The organism is Pantoea sp. USHLN256 (assembly GCF_037149875.1).
Lineage (GTDB): Bacteria > Pseudomonadota > Gammaproteobacteria > Enterobacterales > Enterobacteriaceae > Pantoea > Pantoea nemavictus.
The window spans coordinates 117,375-131,885 of sequence record NZ_JBBCQO010000001.1 but is presented as its reverse complement, the minus strand read 5'-3'; the positions used below and the strand labels follow the sequence as shown (position 1 = coordinate 131,885).

15 protein-coding genes are annotated in these 14,511 nt (G+C 56.5%); 5 read left to right on the top strand and 10 right to left on the bottom strand.

All coding sequences use genetic code 11. The annotated features are described in order from the left end of the window. The first annotated feature begins 269 nt into the window (after positions 1-269). Positions 270-959, top strand: a complete 690-nt coding sequence (locus WFL93_RS00595) for a CTP synthase C-terminal region-related (seleno)protein (RefSeq protein WP_336777061.1) — start codon at positions 270-272, stop codon at positions 957-959. A 61-nt stretch (positions 960-1,020) separates the two neighbouring features. Here the strand turns inward: WFL93_RS00595 and WFL93_RS00590 are convergent, their stop codons facing one another. From WFL93_RS00590 to ydgT, 10 genes are all read right to left on the bottom strand, one after another. Then, positions 1,021-2,010 carry a zinc-dependent alcohol dehydrogenase family protein gene (locus tag WFL93_RS00590; protein ID WP_442955874.1) on the bottom strand — a complete coding sequence of 330 codons (990 nt, stop codon included), beginning with the start codon at positions 2,008-2,010 and terminating at the stop codon, positions 1,021-1,023. Continuing rightward, positions 1,982-2,617: an endonuclease III gene (gene nth, locus WFL93_RS00585; protein WP_007892804.1), complete on the bottom strand. Its 636-nt coding sequence runs from the start codon at positions 2,615-2,617 to the stop codon at positions 1,982-1,984. Before nth ends, WFL93_RS00590 begins: the two co-directional genes overlap by 29 nt. Beyond that, positions 2,614-3,315, bottom strand: a complete 702-nt coding sequence (locus WFL93_RS00580) for an electron transport complex subunit E (RefSeq protein ID WP_007892805.1) — start codon at positions 3,313-3,315, stop codon at positions 2,614-2,616. The genes nth and WFL93_RS00580 overlap by 4 nt, the downstream gene beginning before the upstream one ends. Beyond that, a complete protein-coding gene (rsxG, locus tag WFL93_RS00575; RefSeq protein WP_180823515.1) occupies positions 3,308-3,943 on the bottom strand; it encodes an electron transport complex subunit RsxG in 636 nt (211 codons plus the stop codon). The genes WFL93_RS00580 and rsxG overlap by 8 nt, the downstream gene beginning before the upstream one ends. A gap of 2 nt (positions 3,944-3,945) precedes the next feature. Continuing rightward, positions 3,946-5,004, bottom strand: a complete 1,059-nt coding sequence (gene rsxD / locus WFL93_RS00570) for an electron transport complex subunit RsxD (protein WP_336777060.1) — start codon at positions 5,002-5,004, stop codon at positions 3,946-3,948. Then, positions 5,005-7,215: an electron transport complex subunit RsxC gene (gene rsxC / locus WFL93_RS00565; protein ID WP_336777059.1), complete on the bottom strand. Its 2,211-nt coding sequence runs from the start codon at positions 7,213-7,215 to the stop codon at positions 5,005-5,007. It abuts the gene before it with no gap. After that, a complete protein-coding gene (gene rsxB, locus WFL93_RS00560; RefSeq protein ID WP_007893772.1) occupies positions 7,208-7,786 on the bottom strand; it encodes an electron transport complex subunit RsxB in 579 nt (192 codons plus the stop codon). Before rsxB ends, rsxC begins: the two co-directional genes overlap by 8 nt. Further along, on the bottom strand, positions 7,786-8,367 hold the full coding sequence (rsxA, locus tag WFL93_RS00555) for an electron transport complex subunit RsxA (protein WP_007893776.1): 582 nt from the start codon (positions 8,365-8,367) through the stop codon (positions 7,786-7,788). Before rsxA ends, rsxB begins: the two co-directional genes overlap by 1 nt. Positions 8,368-8,490: 123 nt before the next feature. Continuing rightward, positions 8,491-8,931 carry a DUF2569 domain-containing protein gene (locus WFL93_RS00550; RefSeq protein WP_007893779.1) on the bottom strand — a complete coding sequence of 147 codons (441 nt, stop codon included), beginning with the start codon at positions 8,929-8,931 and terminating at the stop codon, positions 8,491-8,493. A gap of 110 nt (positions 8,932-9,041) precedes the next feature. Further along, positions 9,042-9,257, bottom strand: a complete 216-nt coding sequence (gene ydgT, locus WFL93_RS00545) for a transcription modulator YdgT (RefSeq protein ID WP_036622212.1) — start codon at positions 9,255-9,257, stop codon at positions 9,042-9,044. 675 nt (positions 9,258-9,932) lie between these two features. Between ydgT and ytfQ the strand changes: the two genes are divergently transcribed. The 4 genes from ytfQ to yjfF are packed head-to-tail and all read left to right on the top strand — an operon-like array spanning position 9,933 to position 14,458. After that, a complete protein-coding gene (gene ytfQ / locus WFL93_RS00540; protein ID WP_007893793.1) occupies positions 9,933-10,889 on the top strand; it encodes a galactofuranose ABC transporter, galactofuranose-binding protein YtfQ in 957 nt (318 codons plus the stop codon). Between the two features lie 56 nt (positions 10,890-10,945). Further along, the gene (locus tag WFL93_RS00535; RefSeq protein ID WP_180823517.1) at positions 10,946-12,466 is read left to right on the top strand and encodes a sugar ABC transporter ATP-binding protein; all 1,521 of its coding nucleotides are present in this window, start codon (positions 10,946-10,948) and stop codon (positions 12,464-12,466) included. Beyond that, positions 12,459-13,475, top strand: a complete 1,017-nt coding sequence (gene ytfT / locus WFL93_RS00530) for a galactofuranose ABC transporter, ATP-binding protein YtfT (protein ID WP_007893797.1) — start codon at positions 12,459-12,461, stop codon at positions 13,473-13,475. The genes WFL93_RS00535 and ytfT overlap by 8 nt, the downstream gene beginning before the upstream one ends. Next, positions 13,472-14,458 carry a galactofuranose ABC transporter, permease protein YjfF gene (yjfF, locus tag WFL93_RS00525; RefSeq protein ID WP_007893799.1) on the top strand — a complete coding sequence of 329 codons (987 nt, stop codon included), beginning with the start codon at positions 13,472-13,474 and terminating at the stop codon, positions 14,456-14,458. The genes ytfT and yjfF overlap by 4 nt, the downstream gene beginning before the upstream one ends. Positions 14,459-14,511: the final 53 nt, after the last annotated feature.

The following is a 14,511-nucleotide window of genomic DNA, read 5'->3' as shown; positions in this document are numbered from 1 at the left end:
AGCGTAATAAGCAGTCAAAAGATTCCAGAACGCTAATTTGTTGATCCTGCGCACAAAACCGCGAATTAATTAAAAGGGTAAAAGAAGTAAACGTTTGCCTGGCTGACAAGTGACGAATAATCGCGCGATTGATGCTGCGTTTTGCCAGATAAATAAGCAGTAATAAGTGCAATCGTCAGCAACGTTGTCAGCATAAATCGCCATTTTTGGCCCTTAGACAGCCCGGCCGCTTTGCTGTAACCTCGTTTTTTCCCTGAAAGGACGTAGTCATGACGAAGTCGATTCGTGTCGCCCTGATTGGCGATTATCGTGCCAGTGCCGTAGCGCATCAGGCGATTCCTCCTGCCGTACAACTCGCTGCAAACACCCTCTCCCTTGATGTCAGCGCCGACTGGATTGCCACGCCTGAGCTCGATCAGCACCATCTCGCCGATTACAAGGCGATCTGGCTGGTGCCGGGCAGCCCTTATTTGAATGATGAAGGCGTGTTTGCTGCGTTGCGCTGGGCGCGTGAAAGCGCTAAGCCGTTTTTGGGCTCGTGCGGCGGATTTCAGTACGCCATCGTTGAATACGCGCGCAATGTCTTGGGTTGGGAAGATGCCACCCATGCCGAAACCGATCCTGGCGGTCGTTGGGTGATTGCGCCGCTGGCCTGTTCGCTGGTGGAACAGCGCGGAACCGTCACCTTTGCGCCGGGATCGCGTATCGCCCAGGCTTACGGTGCCTTGCAGAGTGATGAAGGTTACCACTGTAACTTTGGCGTCAATGCCGAATTCAGTGAGGCGCTGGCAACGCAAAATCTGCGCATCACTTCGTGGGATTTGGCGGGCGACGTGCGCGGCATTGAACTGATCGATCATCCGTTCTTTGTCGCGACGCTGTTCCAGTCTGAGCGCGCAGCGCTGCAAAATCGGTTATCGCCGCTGGTGGTTGCCTGGCTGCAGGCGGCCGCAGGCTAAACCTGCACCTGACGACAATCGCGTAAAATACCCGTAGGGTCGCCATTCATGGCGACCGCTATTACAAGAGCTGCAACAACGGCTTACGATCCCGCCCTGATTGGTGATAGCAGTGGAGCGCCTCGCGCCACTGCTCCAGCGGGAAAATCGCTACCTCACCGCAATGACTGGTGCGTAACAGTGGCCAAAGCGTGCAAAACAGCTGTTGCCAATCCTGCTGCGCTAATCCTTCAAGCGTATGCCGCACGTGGAACCAGTGCAGCGCCGGGCGGGGCGCATTCACCCGCACCGGCTTGCCGCTCAGCACGCCGTAGGCAACAAATTGTGCCTCGGCGGGCAGGGCGTGCCAAATCAACTGACCGATCTCGCCACCTGCTGCATCAAACACCACATCGCACTGCTGTGCGACGGCGGCGATCGCTTCACGCTGGGTTTCGCGCAGTGATGTGATACCTAACGCCTGCAAACGCGAAGCATGTTGCGGCGCACGGTGCACCACGGTGATAGCGGCCGCGCCCCATTGGCGGGCCCACTGCGCAAGTAATAAAGCACAGGCGGAACCGCCCGCGGTGATCAGCACGCGTTTAGCCGTAGGCGGCCATTGCTGCAGCATCAACAGCGCCGCCAGCGGATTGATATAGGCACGCGCAGCCAACGCACTGTCGATGTCACAAGGTACCGGCACGGCCATGTGTGGGTCACAATCAATATAACATTGCCAGGTGCCGGTGCTACGCAGCGGCAGCACGCGCTGGCCGAGTAAAGAGGTGAAAGCTGCGGGCGCCTCAATGACTGTGCCCACGCCTTCATACCCGGCGACCTGCGGCGGTATAACGCGATGGCGATAAGCACCGGTAACCGGAATCAGGTCGGACGCATTGATGGGAGCAAATTGCATCGCGACGCGCAGCAGACCCGCAGCGCGAGGCGGTAAAGGGGCGGATTCAAGGGTGAGGACGCGGGCGGGATCGCCAAACTGCCGATAAACCAGCGCAAGATTGCCCGTGGTTATCGGCAGTGAGTCAGAGTTCGGTTTTGGCGTCGAACTCACACAAATCTTCAATCAGGCAGGAGCCGCAGCGCGGCTTGCGCGCCACGCAGGTGTAACGGCCATGCAGAATCAGCCAGTGATGGCAATCGACCTTGAACGCCGAGGGCACCACTTTCAGTAGCTTATCTTCCACTTCTTCCACATTTTTACCTGGCGCAAAACGGGTGCGATTACTGACGCGGAAAATATGGGTGTCGACGGCGATAGTCGGCCAGCCGAAAGCGGTGTTCAGCACCACGTTAGCGGTTTTGCGGCCCACGCCAGGCAGCGCTTCCAGTGCCGCACGATCTTCCGGCACTTCGCCACCGTGCTGTTCCAGCAGGATGCGGCAGGTCTTGATGACGTTTTCGGCTTTGCTATTAAACAGGCCGATGGTTTTGATGTACTCCTTTACGCCATCAACGCCCAGCGCCAGTATCGTTGCCGGCGTGTTTGCCACCGGATAGAGCTTCGCGGTGGCTTTATTAACGCTAACGTCTGTCGCCTGAGCCGATAGCAACACCGCAATCAGCAACTCAAACGGCGAGCTGAAGTGTAATTCCGTAGTGGGATGCGGATTTTCATCACGCAGGCGCGTGAGGATCTGCGCGCGTTTCTCTTTATTCACACCGCTTTCCCGGTTGCGCCTTGCGGCTCGGCTTCAGGAGCGGCGGCGCGAGTAGCGGCGCGCTGTTTCATCTTCTGGTCAATCAGGTATTTGGCCGCCAGCAGCATGCCGAGACCAATAAAGGCGCCCGGTGGCAACATCGCCAGCAGCATTGGCGAATCAAAGTGCACCACTTCAATGCGCAGCGCTTTGGCCCAAGGGCCAAGCAGCTGATCCGCGCCGTTGAACAGCGTGCCGCTGCCAATCAGTTCGCGAATCGAACCCAGCGTTACCATCGCGCAGGTCGCGCCCATGCCGATGGCAAAACCATCCAGCGCAGAGAGCGGAATGCTGCTCTTTGAGGCGACTGCCTCAGCGCGACCCACCACGATGCAGTTGGTGACGATCAGCGGAATAAAGATGCCGAGTGACTGGTACAACCCATAGGCATAGGCGTTGATCAGCATTTGCACACAGCTCACCACTGAGGCGATGATCATCACGTAAATCGGGATACGGATTTCCGCGGGCACCCAACGGCGCGAGGCGGAAATCGAGCTGTTGGTGATGGTGAGCACCAGCGTGGTCGCCAGGCCTAAACCGAGGGCGTTAGTGGCGGTAGAGGTGACCGCCAGCAGCGGACACAGGCCAAGCAGCTGGACCAGCGCGGAGTTATTTTTCCACAGGCCGCCGACCAGTAAATTCTTCGCTTCACTCATTTGCATCTCCACATTCAGGCAGCGAAGCGAGCTTCGCGGGCAGTGTTTCAATTAGCAGCGCGGTACGCTTAGTGGCATTTACCACGGCGCGCGGCGTAATGGTTGCGCCGGTAAATTGGTCGAATTCACCGCCGTCTTTTTTCACCGCAAAATTTTTGTCATCAGCGCCATGGATCACTTTGCCATTAAAGCTGTTGATCCAGTCTGAAATACGCAGTTCGATTTTATCGCCGAGGCCTGGCGTTTCATGATGCTCAACCACACGCACGCCCAACACTTTACCGTGGAAATCGGCCCCGACTAACATCTGAATCGCACCAGAATAGCCGTCTGGCGCGGTGGTCTCAAGCGCTGCAGCGACGGGCTGATCGCCTTTGCGCGCTAAATAGAGATGATGTGGCCGGTCATTCCCCAGCGCAGCGGCATCCGTTACCAGAAAACACTCCTGCTGAATGTGATTGTCGTACAGATCGGTTGGCACCACCTGATCTAACAGATTTTTCTGTTGCAGCGCAGTTTGATGCTCCACCGTGGGCTTGGTGACATAGTTGACCACCGCCGTTACCCCGGTGGTGATCACCGCGAAGGCTGCCAGCGTTACCGCATTTTTACGAATAGCGTCGATCATCTTCAATCCTTGCGATGGCCGTAAACGCGCGGCTGGGTGTAGTAATCAATCAGCGGCACACAAATGTTCGCCAGCAGCACCGCGAAGGCGACGCCATCCGGATAGCCGCCAAAGCTACGAATCAGCCACACCAGTAAACCAATCAGCGCGCCGTAAATCAGACGTCCACGATTGGTGGTAGAGGCGGTTACCGGATCGGTGGCAATAAAGAACGCACCGAGCATGGTGGCACCGGAGAACAGGTGAATCAGTGGTGAATTCAGCGACTCCGGCGAGAACAGCCAGCCTAGCGTGGCGCAGAATGCCAGCGAGACGAGGAAACTGACCGGAATGTGCCAGCGAATGGCATTTTTCGCCAGCAGCACTACGCCGCCCAGCAGATAACCGAGGTTAACCCATTGCCAACCCAACCCGGCTAACACGCCGCTGTAAATCGGCTCAGCCAGCAACTGATCTGCGCTGTGTCCGGCGCGCAGACCGGTTTTAAAGGTATCCAGCGGCGTCGCCTGGCTGACGCCATCCACGCCAAGCTGCAGCTGCTGCATGGTTTCCCCCGCCAGGGTGTGGTGGGTAAAGATCATGCTGAGCGAATCCATCAGGCCGGGTTTAATCGCCTGCAAGCTATCAGGCGGCAGCCAGCTGGTCATCTGCACCGGGAAGGAGATCAGCAGTACCACGTAACCCACCATCGCCGGGTTAAACGGGTTTTGCCCCAAACCGCCGTACAGCTGCTTGGCAATCACGATGGCGAAAATCGTCCCCAACACCACCAACCACCAGGGCGCGAGCGGCGGCAGACTAATGCCGAGCAGCAGCGCGGTGAGCAGGGCGGAATTATCAGACAGCGTTGGCACCACCGGCGTTTTGCGCAGGCGCAGTATGGCGCCTTCGGTTGCCCATGCGGTCGCCGTTGCCAGCAACACCTGAATCAGAAAGCCGACGCCAAAGAAATACCACTGTGCGGCCATGCCCGGCAACGCCGCCAGCACCACCAACAGCATGATATTGCCGGTACTGCGGCGGTTGTGGGTATAGGGAGAACTTGCAATACGAAAAGCCATTTATTCCTCAGTCGTCGAAGGCTGCTGCTGCGCTTTACGCGCTTTGGCACGGGCGACCGCAGCGGCAATTGCCGCTTTGCGTGGGTCGGCGGAGTCAGGAGAGGCAGCAGCCTCCACTTCAGGAGAAGATGTTTCAGTCTGCTGCGCGGCGGCAGCGGCGGCTTTTTTCGCTTTTGCACGCGCAATCGCTGCTTCAACGGCGGCTTTACGCGGATCAACCTCAGCGGCAGGCGCAGCGGCTTCTGGCTCAGCAGGCGCAGTGTCAGCAGCTGGCGCGGCAGCGGCGGCTTTTTTGGCTTTTGCACGCGCAATTGCTGCTTCCACGGCGGCTTTACGCGGATCGACCTCAGCGGCAGGCACAGCGGCTTCGGGCTCAGCCGGCGCAGTGTCAGCAGCAGGCGCGGCAGCGGCGGCTTTTTTGGCTTTCGCACGTGCAATTGCTGCTTCAACGGCGGCTTTGCGCGGATCGACCTCAGCGGCAGGCGCAGCGCTTTCCGGTGCAGCCGGCGTGGTTTCAGCCGCGGGTGCGGCAGCTTTCTTCGCCTTAGCGCGAGCAATCGCCGCTTCCACCGCCGCTTTACGCGGATCGCCTGACTGGCGGCTCAGCGCCTGGGTTTCAGCTTGTTTCTCGGCCTGCTGCGCCAGAGCTTGTGCGTGACGCGCTGCGCGCTCTGCCGTTGCTTGCTCGGGTGTTTTTTCCTGACGCGCTTTCACACGCGCCACGGCGGCATCACGTTCACCCTGATCGCTACGCGCCACGCGCTGCTTGGCCTGTTCATGACGCGCTTCACGCGCCTGTTTTTCACGCTCTAAACGTGCCAGACGGGCTTCAAAGCGGGCTTTAGCTTCGGCGGTACGTTGCGCTTCAAGGTCGATGGCGCGCAGTTCGGCCTTCTCCTGGCGATAATATTGCACCAGCGGAATATTGCTGGGGCAGACATAGGCGCAGGCGCCGCACTCAATACAGTCATCGATATTATGCGCGCGTGCTTTGTCGTGATCGCCGCCCTGGCTGTACCAGAACAGCTGCTGCGGCAGCAGCTTCGCCGGGCAGGCATCCGCACAGGCGCTGCAGCGAATGCAGGATTGTTCTTCCTGATCGTTGCCCATCTCGCTGGCGGAAGGCGCCAGAATGCAGTTGGATATTTTCACCAGCGGAACATTCAGCGATGGCAGGGTAAAGCCCATCAGCGGACCGCCCATGATCACCATTTGGCGTGAACCCGGAGTGAAACCGGCATGTTGTAGCAGATGGCTCACCGGCGTGCCGAGACGTCCCCAGACGTTGCGCGGGCGGGCCAGCGCTTCACCGGTCAGCGTCACTACGCGTTCGGTAATCGGTTCACCGTCAACGATGGCGCGTTTCACCGCCCACGCGGTGCCGACGTTTTGCATCAGCACGCCAATATCGGTGGATCGTCCACCGTGTGGCACTTCAAGGCCGGTGAGAATCTGAGTGAGCTGTTTGGCCCCGCCAGAAGGATACTTGGTAGGGATAACGCGAATCTGCAACTCACGATCGCCGCCCAGCGCCTGCTTAAGTGCGGCAATCGCTTCAGGCTTGTTATCTTCAATGCCAATCAACACGCGTTCGGCCTGTAGCACCCACGCCAGAATGCGGCAGCCTTCCAGCACTTCGGCGGCGCAATCCTGCATTAAGCGGTCATCGGCGGTGATATAAGGCTCGCACTCGGCAGCATTAATGATCAGCGTTTTAACGCCGCGCAGGCCGCCGCGCAATTTGGTGGCGGTCGGAAATCCTGCGCCGCCTAAACCGGCGATGCCGGCATTGTGGATGCGTTTAACGGCATCTTCACGGGAGAGCGCGCGGTAATCGGGCTGTGGATCAAGCGTGGTCCAGCGATCTTCACCGTCGGCACGCAGAAAAATGCACAGCTCAGATAAACCAGAAGGGTGCGCCGTCATGTGCGGCGCAATCTCTTCAATGGTACCGGAGGTGGGCGCGTGCACCGGCAGCATGCGTCCGCCGCCAAACGTCAGCGGCTGACCGCGCAGCACCTTGTCACCGGGTGCAACACAAATCTCGCCTTCATGACCGATGTGCTGTTTTAACGGAATGATGAAGCGATCGGGCAGCGGTAGCTGACTGAGCGGCGTACCGTTTGACTGGGTTTTCATTTCCGGCGGATGAATGCCGCCCTGAAAATCCCACAGCTTCTCTTTGCGGAACAGGTTTAACAAATTAAGCATGGGTTTCTACCGGGATCACCCGTACAGGAATGGTGTCGAGATTCCACTTCCAGTTCGCCGTAGTGGTGGCCACTGGGCGCATCTCAATACAGTCGGTTGGGCAAGGCGCAACACAGAGATCGCAGCCGGTGCAAACGTCGCTCAGCACGGTATGCATGGCGCGCGTGGCACCCACAATCGCATCAACCGGACAGGCCTGAATACATTTGGTGCAGCCGATGCAGTTGGCTTCATCGATCCAGGCAACAGTACGAATCGGTTCCAATACGTCTGCGCCGCCGTCCAGCGGTTGCGGTTCAACGTTGAGCAGCGATGCCAGCTTGAGCATGGTTTGCTCGCCGCCCGGCGCGCATTTATTGATCGCTTCACCGTTGTTACCCACCGCATCCGCGTAAGGACGGCAGCCGGGATAGCCGCATTGTCCACATTGGCTCTGCGGTAAAATGGCATCGATTTGCTCAACAATCGGGTCTTCTTCCACCTCGAAGCGACGCGAGGCGTAACCGAGCAGGGCGCCAAACACCAGGCTCAGCGCAGCGAGTACCGCAATAGCAATCCAAATCGCAGTCATTAGAATTTCACCAGCCCGGTGAAGCCCATGAATGCCAGCGCCATCAGACCTGCGGTAATCAGTGCGATCGAGTTGCCTTTAAAGGGCGCGGGCACATTAGCCAGCACCAGACGTTCGCGCATGCCGGCGAACAGCACCATCACCAGCGAGAAGCCGAGTGAAGCACTGAAGCCATACAGCGCAGCTTGCAGGAACGTGTGATTCAGGTTGACGCTCAGCAACGGCACGCCCAGCACCGCACAGTTGGTGGTGATCAGCGGCAGGAAGATGCCGAGCAGGCGATACAGTGACGGACTGGTTTTGCGCACCACCATTTCGGTGAACTGAACCACGACTGCGATCACCAGGATGTAGGCCATGGTGCGCAGATAAACCAGATCGAGCGGCACCAGAATCAGGTGATTGACCAGCCAGGCGCAGATCGCCGCCAGCGTAATCACGAAAGTGGTGGCAAGTCCCATGCCAATGGCCGTTTCCAATTTTTTTGACACGCCCATAAAGGGGCAGAGGCCGAGGAATTTGACCAACACGAAGTTGTTCACCAGCACGGTGCCAATAAAGAGAAGTAAGTAATCGGTCATTTTTTAACCTGGGAAGCCGAAAGGCGTCTATTATCCGGAATTGAGAGCTGCATCTCAACCTTCACGCGGTTTGTGTGGGGGTTGAGAGCACTCAGAATTAAATTGCTGACGAAACTCCCGCCATTACGACTGGATAAACGTCTGTTTAACCCGCTGTGAGCGTTTGAAATAGGGGACAAACACCGCAGCGGCCAGCAGTGACAGCAGTAACGTCTGAATCGCTTTACCATCCGCAACCGGGGTGAAAGCGAAGGTTTTTAGCGCCAGCAAAACCGTCATCAACAGCCACAGGATGTAGTGGCGCGGTAAACGGCGTGAGCGTTTACAGAAAATCCAGCAAACCCAAATACTGTAGGCCCAAACGACGGCGGCGGTGAGCAGCGACACTGACCATTGCGTCAGCAGCGTGCCGTGTGAAAACAGCGTGGGGCGCAATTCGGGGTTGAACAACGGGCTCAGATACATTGCTACCACAAGGGCACTGGTTAACATCGTCATAATCAGCCACGCCAGCGGCAGCAACAGCCAGCCAGCGATACGTGGCGGGAAAACCTGTTCGGTCATCGAGAAGATCCTGTTTACAGAAAAGAGGGCGATGCAGAGCGTATCATGTCCAAACGGGGCACGCCCGACCTGGACAACGCAAAAGCGCAGATAAAGCGGGGATAAATCAATTAGATCACGTAACGCCAGACAGTTTTTGGCACCCGGCCAAGATCGTACAGACGTCCGCCGGAGACCAATTCAGCACGTCGATGGTCGGCAGCGCGATACATATTGATGATCTCGTTATCATCAGTCAGGGAATAATTAAGATGGTCGTAGAGTTTTTCCAGACTATCGAGATTATTCACTTTACGAAATTTCATCAGGTAATCTAACGCAGTCATGATTGCCATTTAAAAATAAAGTACTCGGAAGTGCCCAAGTATAGGGAGCACGCAGCCAGAGTCCATACGCTGGACTTAAAAAAATACAAAATTCAGACAACATGCGCTAATTCGCTCATGAAACGACACTTTTTTGGCTTTTTAGTCATTTAAACGCGCATTTAAAGGGCAATTTAAGCCACTTTTAGGCCCGTCAGCGGTGGGGTTGTTAGAAAATCTCACAGCGTTTATGCGTTATTAATATGGCCGCTGTTTATCCGTCTCTATAATAGTATTTCACGACCGTAATGCGGCTGAATCCATTATTTATTCCTGACTGGTCAGCAAATTTATGTACACGCCATGAAACACCAAATCACAATGTGTGCGAATAATCACAAAACTAATAATTGTTGTTGTGCTCAGGCAGTAACCATTCTTTACGCATCTGCTGTAATCGTTTCCAATGGTGTGATGCATAAGCGATTCTGTTTATTACATTTATTTAACCACCTCCGCTTTGATCTGCAGGCATTTTGTCCATAAGCCTGCTGCCACCTATGCATTGCTCGTTGCCGTAACTCCTTTAATTCACTCTGATTTGTGAAGTATGTCGCGCTTGTTTACGCGCTTTTCAGCCAGGCTTAATTCGCGTTTTGTACCCCTACAACACACTCCCTTCAGAGGAATGAAATCATGTGGAAACGTTTACTCTTGACTGCCATGGTGAGCTCGGCACTCAGTACATCGGTGCTGGCTGCGGATATGACCGTGGGCTTCTCACAGGTTGGCTCGGAATCTGGCTGGCGTTCAGCGGAAACCAACGTGGCGAAAAGTGAAGCGCAGAAGCGCGGTATTACCCTGAAAATCGCCGATGGTCAGCAGAAACAGGAGAACCAAATCAAAGCGGTACGCTCCTTCATTGCGCAGGGCGTTGACGCAATCTTCATTGCGCCAGTGGTGCAAACGGGTTGGGAACCGGTGCTGGAAGAAGCCAAAGACGCCAAAATCCCGGTGTTCCTGTTAGACCGTGCCATCGTGGTAAAAGATAAATCCCTGTACATGGCGGTGGTCACCGCGGACAACGTGCTGGAAGGCAAGTTGATTGGTGACTGGCTGGTGAAAACCGTCGCGGACAAAAAATGTAACGTGGTAGAGCTGCAAGGCACGGTTGGCGCCAGCGTGGCGATTGATCGTAAGAAAGGCTTCGCCGAGGCCATCGCCGGCCACGACAACATCAAAGTGATTCGCTCGCAGTCCGGTGACTTTACCCGCAGTAAAGGTAAAGAGGTGATGGAGAGCTTTATCAAGGCGGAAAACAATGGCAAGAACATCTGCATGGTTTACGCGCACAACGATGATATGGCGATCGGTGCCATCCAGGCGATTAAGGAAGCTGGCCTCAAGCCAGGCAAAGATATCCTCACCGGTTCGATTGACGGTGTACCGGATATCTACAAAGCGATGCTGGCCGGTGAAGCCAATGCCAACGTGGAGCTAACGCCAAACATGGCCGGTCCAGCCTTCGACGCGTTGGAGAAATTCAAAAAAGACGGCACGCTGCCGCCAAAAATCATCAAAACAGAATCGAAACTGTATCTGCCAGATTCCGCGCAGGCGCAGCTCGATACCAAAAAAGGCATGGGTTACTGATCCCCGCGACCGCCCTTCGGGGCGGTTTTTGATGACGTAAGGCGAGGTAGAACCTGATGAGCACCTCCGATGAAGCCGCACTGCTGACTATTAGCGGCGTCAGCAAAGGTTTTCCTGGCGTAAAGGCGCTGGATAATGTCTCGTTCAGCATCCGCAAGGGCGAGATTATGGCGCTGCTGGGCGAAAACGGCGCGGGTAAATCCACGCTGATCAAAGTGCTGACCGGCGTTTACACCCGGGATGCCGGCACAGTTACGCTGAATGGCAAGGCGATTACGCCACACAATACCGCTGATGCGCAGGAGATGGGCATTGGCACGGTTTATCAGGAAGTGAATCTGCTGCCGAACATGTCGGTGGCGGATAATTTGTACATTGGCCGCGAACCGCGGCGCTTCGGCATGATTGATCGTAAACGCATGGTGCGCGATGCCGACCTCTTGATGCGTAATTACGGCTTTGTGCTGGATGTGACGCGCCCGCTTGGTCACTTCTCGGTGGCCATGCAGCAGATTATTGCGATTTGCCGCGCGGTGGATCTCTCGGCGCAGGTGCTGATTCTGGATGAACCGACTGCCAGCCTCGATGCCAACGAAGTCGAGATGCTGTTTACCCTGATGGCGCAGTTAAAAGCCAAAGGGATGAGCCTGATTTTTGTCACCCATTTTCTCGACCAGGTTTATCGCATTACCGATCGTATAACCGTGCTGCGCAACGGCCAATTTATTGCCACGCGCGATACCGCCACGCTGCCGCAGATTGAATTGATCAAACTGATGCTGGGGCGTGAGCTGCTGGAAACCGCCTTACAGCGGCAGGGCAGCACGCTACGCAGCAATCAGCCGGTGGTGTCGTTTGAGGATTACGGTAAAAAGGGCACCATTGAGCCGTTCAACCTACAGGTGCGACCGGGCGAAGTGGTGGGTCTGGCGGGCTTGCTGGGATCTGGCCGGACGGAAACCGCTGAAGTGCTGTTTGGCATTCGCCGCGCCGATCGCGGCACCGCGACCATTAAAGGCAAGGTGCAAAACATTCGCACACCGGCGAAAGCATCGCGCCTCGGCATGGGCTTCTGTCCGGAAGATCGTAAAACTGACGGCATTATCGGCGCTGCTTCGGTACGCGAAAACATCATTCTGGCGTTGCAGGCGCAGCGCGGCTGGCTGCGACCGATTAAGCGCCGTGAGCAGCAGGAGATTGCTGAACGCTTTATCAAAAGTCTCGGTATTCGCACGCCGCATGCCGATCAACCGGTCGAGCTGTTGTCCGGCGGTAATCAGCAGAAGGTGCTGCTATCGCGCTGGCTGGTGACCAAACCCCAATTCCTGATCCTCGACGAGCCGACGCGCGGCATTGATGTGGGCGCGCACGCTGAGATCATTCGCTTAATTGAGACCTTATGCGCCGACGGACTGGCGCTGCTGGTTATCTCCTCTGAACTCGAAGAGCTGGTGGGCTACGCCGATCGCGTATTGATCATGCGCGATTTGAAGCAGGTGGCGGAAATCCCGCTGGAGCAGCTGTCGGTGGCTTCAATCGTCAACGCCATCGCCGATGGAGGAGCACAACATGCTTGAATCGCCTATGACACATGATAAACCCGAACGGCGTAAGCCGAAGCTGCCGCCCGGTATGCCGCAAATTGTGGCGCTGATTCTGGTGCTGCTGGTAGATAGCCTGGTGGCGAATAACTTTTTCGCCATTCACATTCAGGATGGGCGCCTGTTCGGCAGCCCGATTGATATCCTAAATCGTGCTGCGCCGGTCGCTCTCCTGGCCATCGGCATGACGCTGGTGATTGCCACCGGCGGCATCGACCTGTCAGTGGGCGCGGTAATGGCGATTGCCGGCGCCACGGCCGCCACCTTAACCGTAGCCGGACATAGCTTGCCGTTCATTATTCTGGTGACGCTCGGCACCGGCCTGGCCTGCGGTTTGTGGAATGGCGTGCTGGTGGCGCTGTTAAAAATTCAGCCATTTGTCGCCACCTTAATCCTGATGGTCGCCGGGCGCGGTGTGGCGCAGCTCATTACCCAGGGACAGATCGTCACCTTCAATAGCGACAGCCTGGCGTGGTTTGGCAGTGGTTCACTGTGGCTGCTGCCGGTGCCGGTGTGGATTACGCTGCTGGTGGCGTTAGTGGTGTGGCTATTGACGCGCAAAACCGCCCTCGGGCTGTTTATCGAAGCGGTGGGCATTAATCTGCGCGCGGCGCGTAATGCCGGCGTTAACGGTTGGCTGGTGGTGATGTCGACCTATGTGATCAGCGGCATGTGTGCGGCGGTGGCGGGCATGATCGTCGCGGCGGACATTCGCGGTGCCGATGCCAATAACGCCGGTTTGTGGTTAGAGCTGGATGCGATTCTGGCTGTGGTGATTGGCGGCGCCTCGCTGATGGGCGGACGTTTCAATCTGGTGCTGTCACTGATTGGCGCGCTGATTATTCAGTCGATGAATACCGGTATTTTGCTGTCCGGCTTCCAGCCTGAACTCAATCAGGTGGTGAAAGCGGTGGTGGTGATGTGCGTACTGCTGCTGCAGTCGCCTCGCTTTATTGCCATGTTGAAACGGAGACGCCCGAAATGATTAAACGTCATCTGCCCTTGATGATTACGCTGCTGGTGTTTGTGGCGGGTTATCTATTTTGCCTGAGTCAGTTTCCCGGCTTCGCTTCAACGCGCGTGATCTGCAATATTCTGACCGATAATGCCTTCCTTGGGATTATCGCCGTGGGGATGACCTTCGTGATTTTGTCCGGCGGCATTGATCTGTCGGTGGGTGCGGTGATTGCCTTTAGCGGGGTGTTCCTGGCGCGGGTGATTGGTGATTATCACCTCGATCCGCTGCTGGCATTTGCACTGGTATTAGCGATGGGCGCGCTGTTTGGCGCGATGATGGGCTGGCTGATCGATGCGCTGAAAATCCCAGCCTTTATCATTACGCTGGCGGGGATGTTTTTCCTGCGCGGCTGTAGCTATCTGGTGTCAGAGAATTCGATTCCCATCGACCATCCGCTCTATAGCACGCTGTCGAGCCTGGCGTGGAAGATACCGGGCGGTGGTCGCCTCAGTTTACTGGCGGTTATTATGCTGGTGGTGGTGATCGGCGGCATTATTCTGGCGCATCGCACGCGCTTTGGTAATCAGGTGTACGCAATTGGCGGCAGCCTGGCCTCGGCGCAGCTGATGGGCATTTCAACCCGCGCGACCACCATCAAGATTTATATGTTATCGACCACGCTGGCGACGCTGGCAGGCATTGTGTTTTCGATTTACACCTCGGCGGGCTATGCGTTAGCGGGATTGGGCGTAGAGCTGGATGCCATTGCCTCAGTGGTGATCGGCGGCACCTTGCTGTCTGGCGGCGTGGGCACGGTCCTGGGCACGCTGTTCGGTGTGTTAATTCAGGGATTGATTCAAACCTGGATTAATTTCGACGGCACCCTGAGTTCGTGGTGGACCAAGATCGCCATCGGGATTCTGCTGTTTGCCTTTATCGCGCTGCAACGCCTGCTGACCGTGATGTGGGATCGCCAGCAGAACGCGCCGGTTAAGCGTTTAACCTCGTAATTTCTTCTCCCTGAGATTGAAAGTGCATCGGGTGGCCATTTATGGCCACCTGG

Bases quoted from the DNA above. Each gene is read 5' to 3' on its own strand.
- WFL93_RS00595 (WP_336777061.1), top strand. From the start codon at position 270: ATGACGAAGTCGATTCGTGTCGCCCTGATTGGCGATTATCGTGCCAGT.
- WFL93_RS00580 (WP_007892805.1), bottom strand. From the start codon at position 3,315: ATGAGTGAAGCGAAGAATTTACTGGTCGGCGGCCTGTGGAAAAATAAC.
- rsxG (WP_180823515.1), bottom strand. From the start codon at position 3,943: ATGATCGACGCTATTCGTAAAAATGCGGTAACGCTGGCAGCCTTCGCG.
- rsxD (WP_336777060.1), bottom strand. From the start codon at position 5,004: ATGGCTTTTCGTATTGCAAGTTCTCCCTATACCCACAACCGCCGCAGT.
- rsxC (WP_336777059.1), bottom strand. From the start codon at position 7,215: ATGCTTAATTTGTTAAACCTGTTCCGCAAAGAGAAGCTGTGGGATTTT.
- rsxB (WP_007893772.1), bottom strand. From the start codon at position 7,786: ATGACTGCGATTTGGATTGCTATTGCGGTACTCGCTGCGCTGAGCCTG.
- rsxA (WP_007893776.1), bottom strand. From the start codon at position 8,367: ATGACCGATTACTTACTTCTCTTTATTGGCACCGTGCTGGTGAACAAC.
- WFL93_RS00550 (WP_007893779.1), bottom strand. From the start codon at position 8,931: ATGACCGAACAGGTTTTCCCGCCACGTATCGCTGGCTGGCTGTTGCTG.
- ydgT (WP_036622212.1), bottom strand. From the start codon at position 9,257: ATGACTGCGTTAGATTACCTGATGAAATTTCGTAAAGTGAATAATCTC.
- ytfQ (WP_007893793.1), top strand. From the start codon at position 9,933: ATGTGGAAACGTTTACTCTTGACTGCCATGGTGAGCTCGGCACTCAGT.
- WFL93_RS00535 (WP_180823517.1), top strand. From the start codon at position 10,946: ATGAGCACCTCCGATGAAGCCGCACTGCTGACTATTAGCGGCGTCAGC.
- ytfT (WP_007893797.1), top strand. From the start codon at position 12,459: ATGCTTGAATCGCCTATGACACATGATAAACCCGAACGGCGTAAGCCG.
- yjfF (WP_007893799.1), top strand. From the start codon at position 13,472: ATGATTAAACGTCATCTGCCCTTGATGATTACGCTGCTGGTGTTTGTG.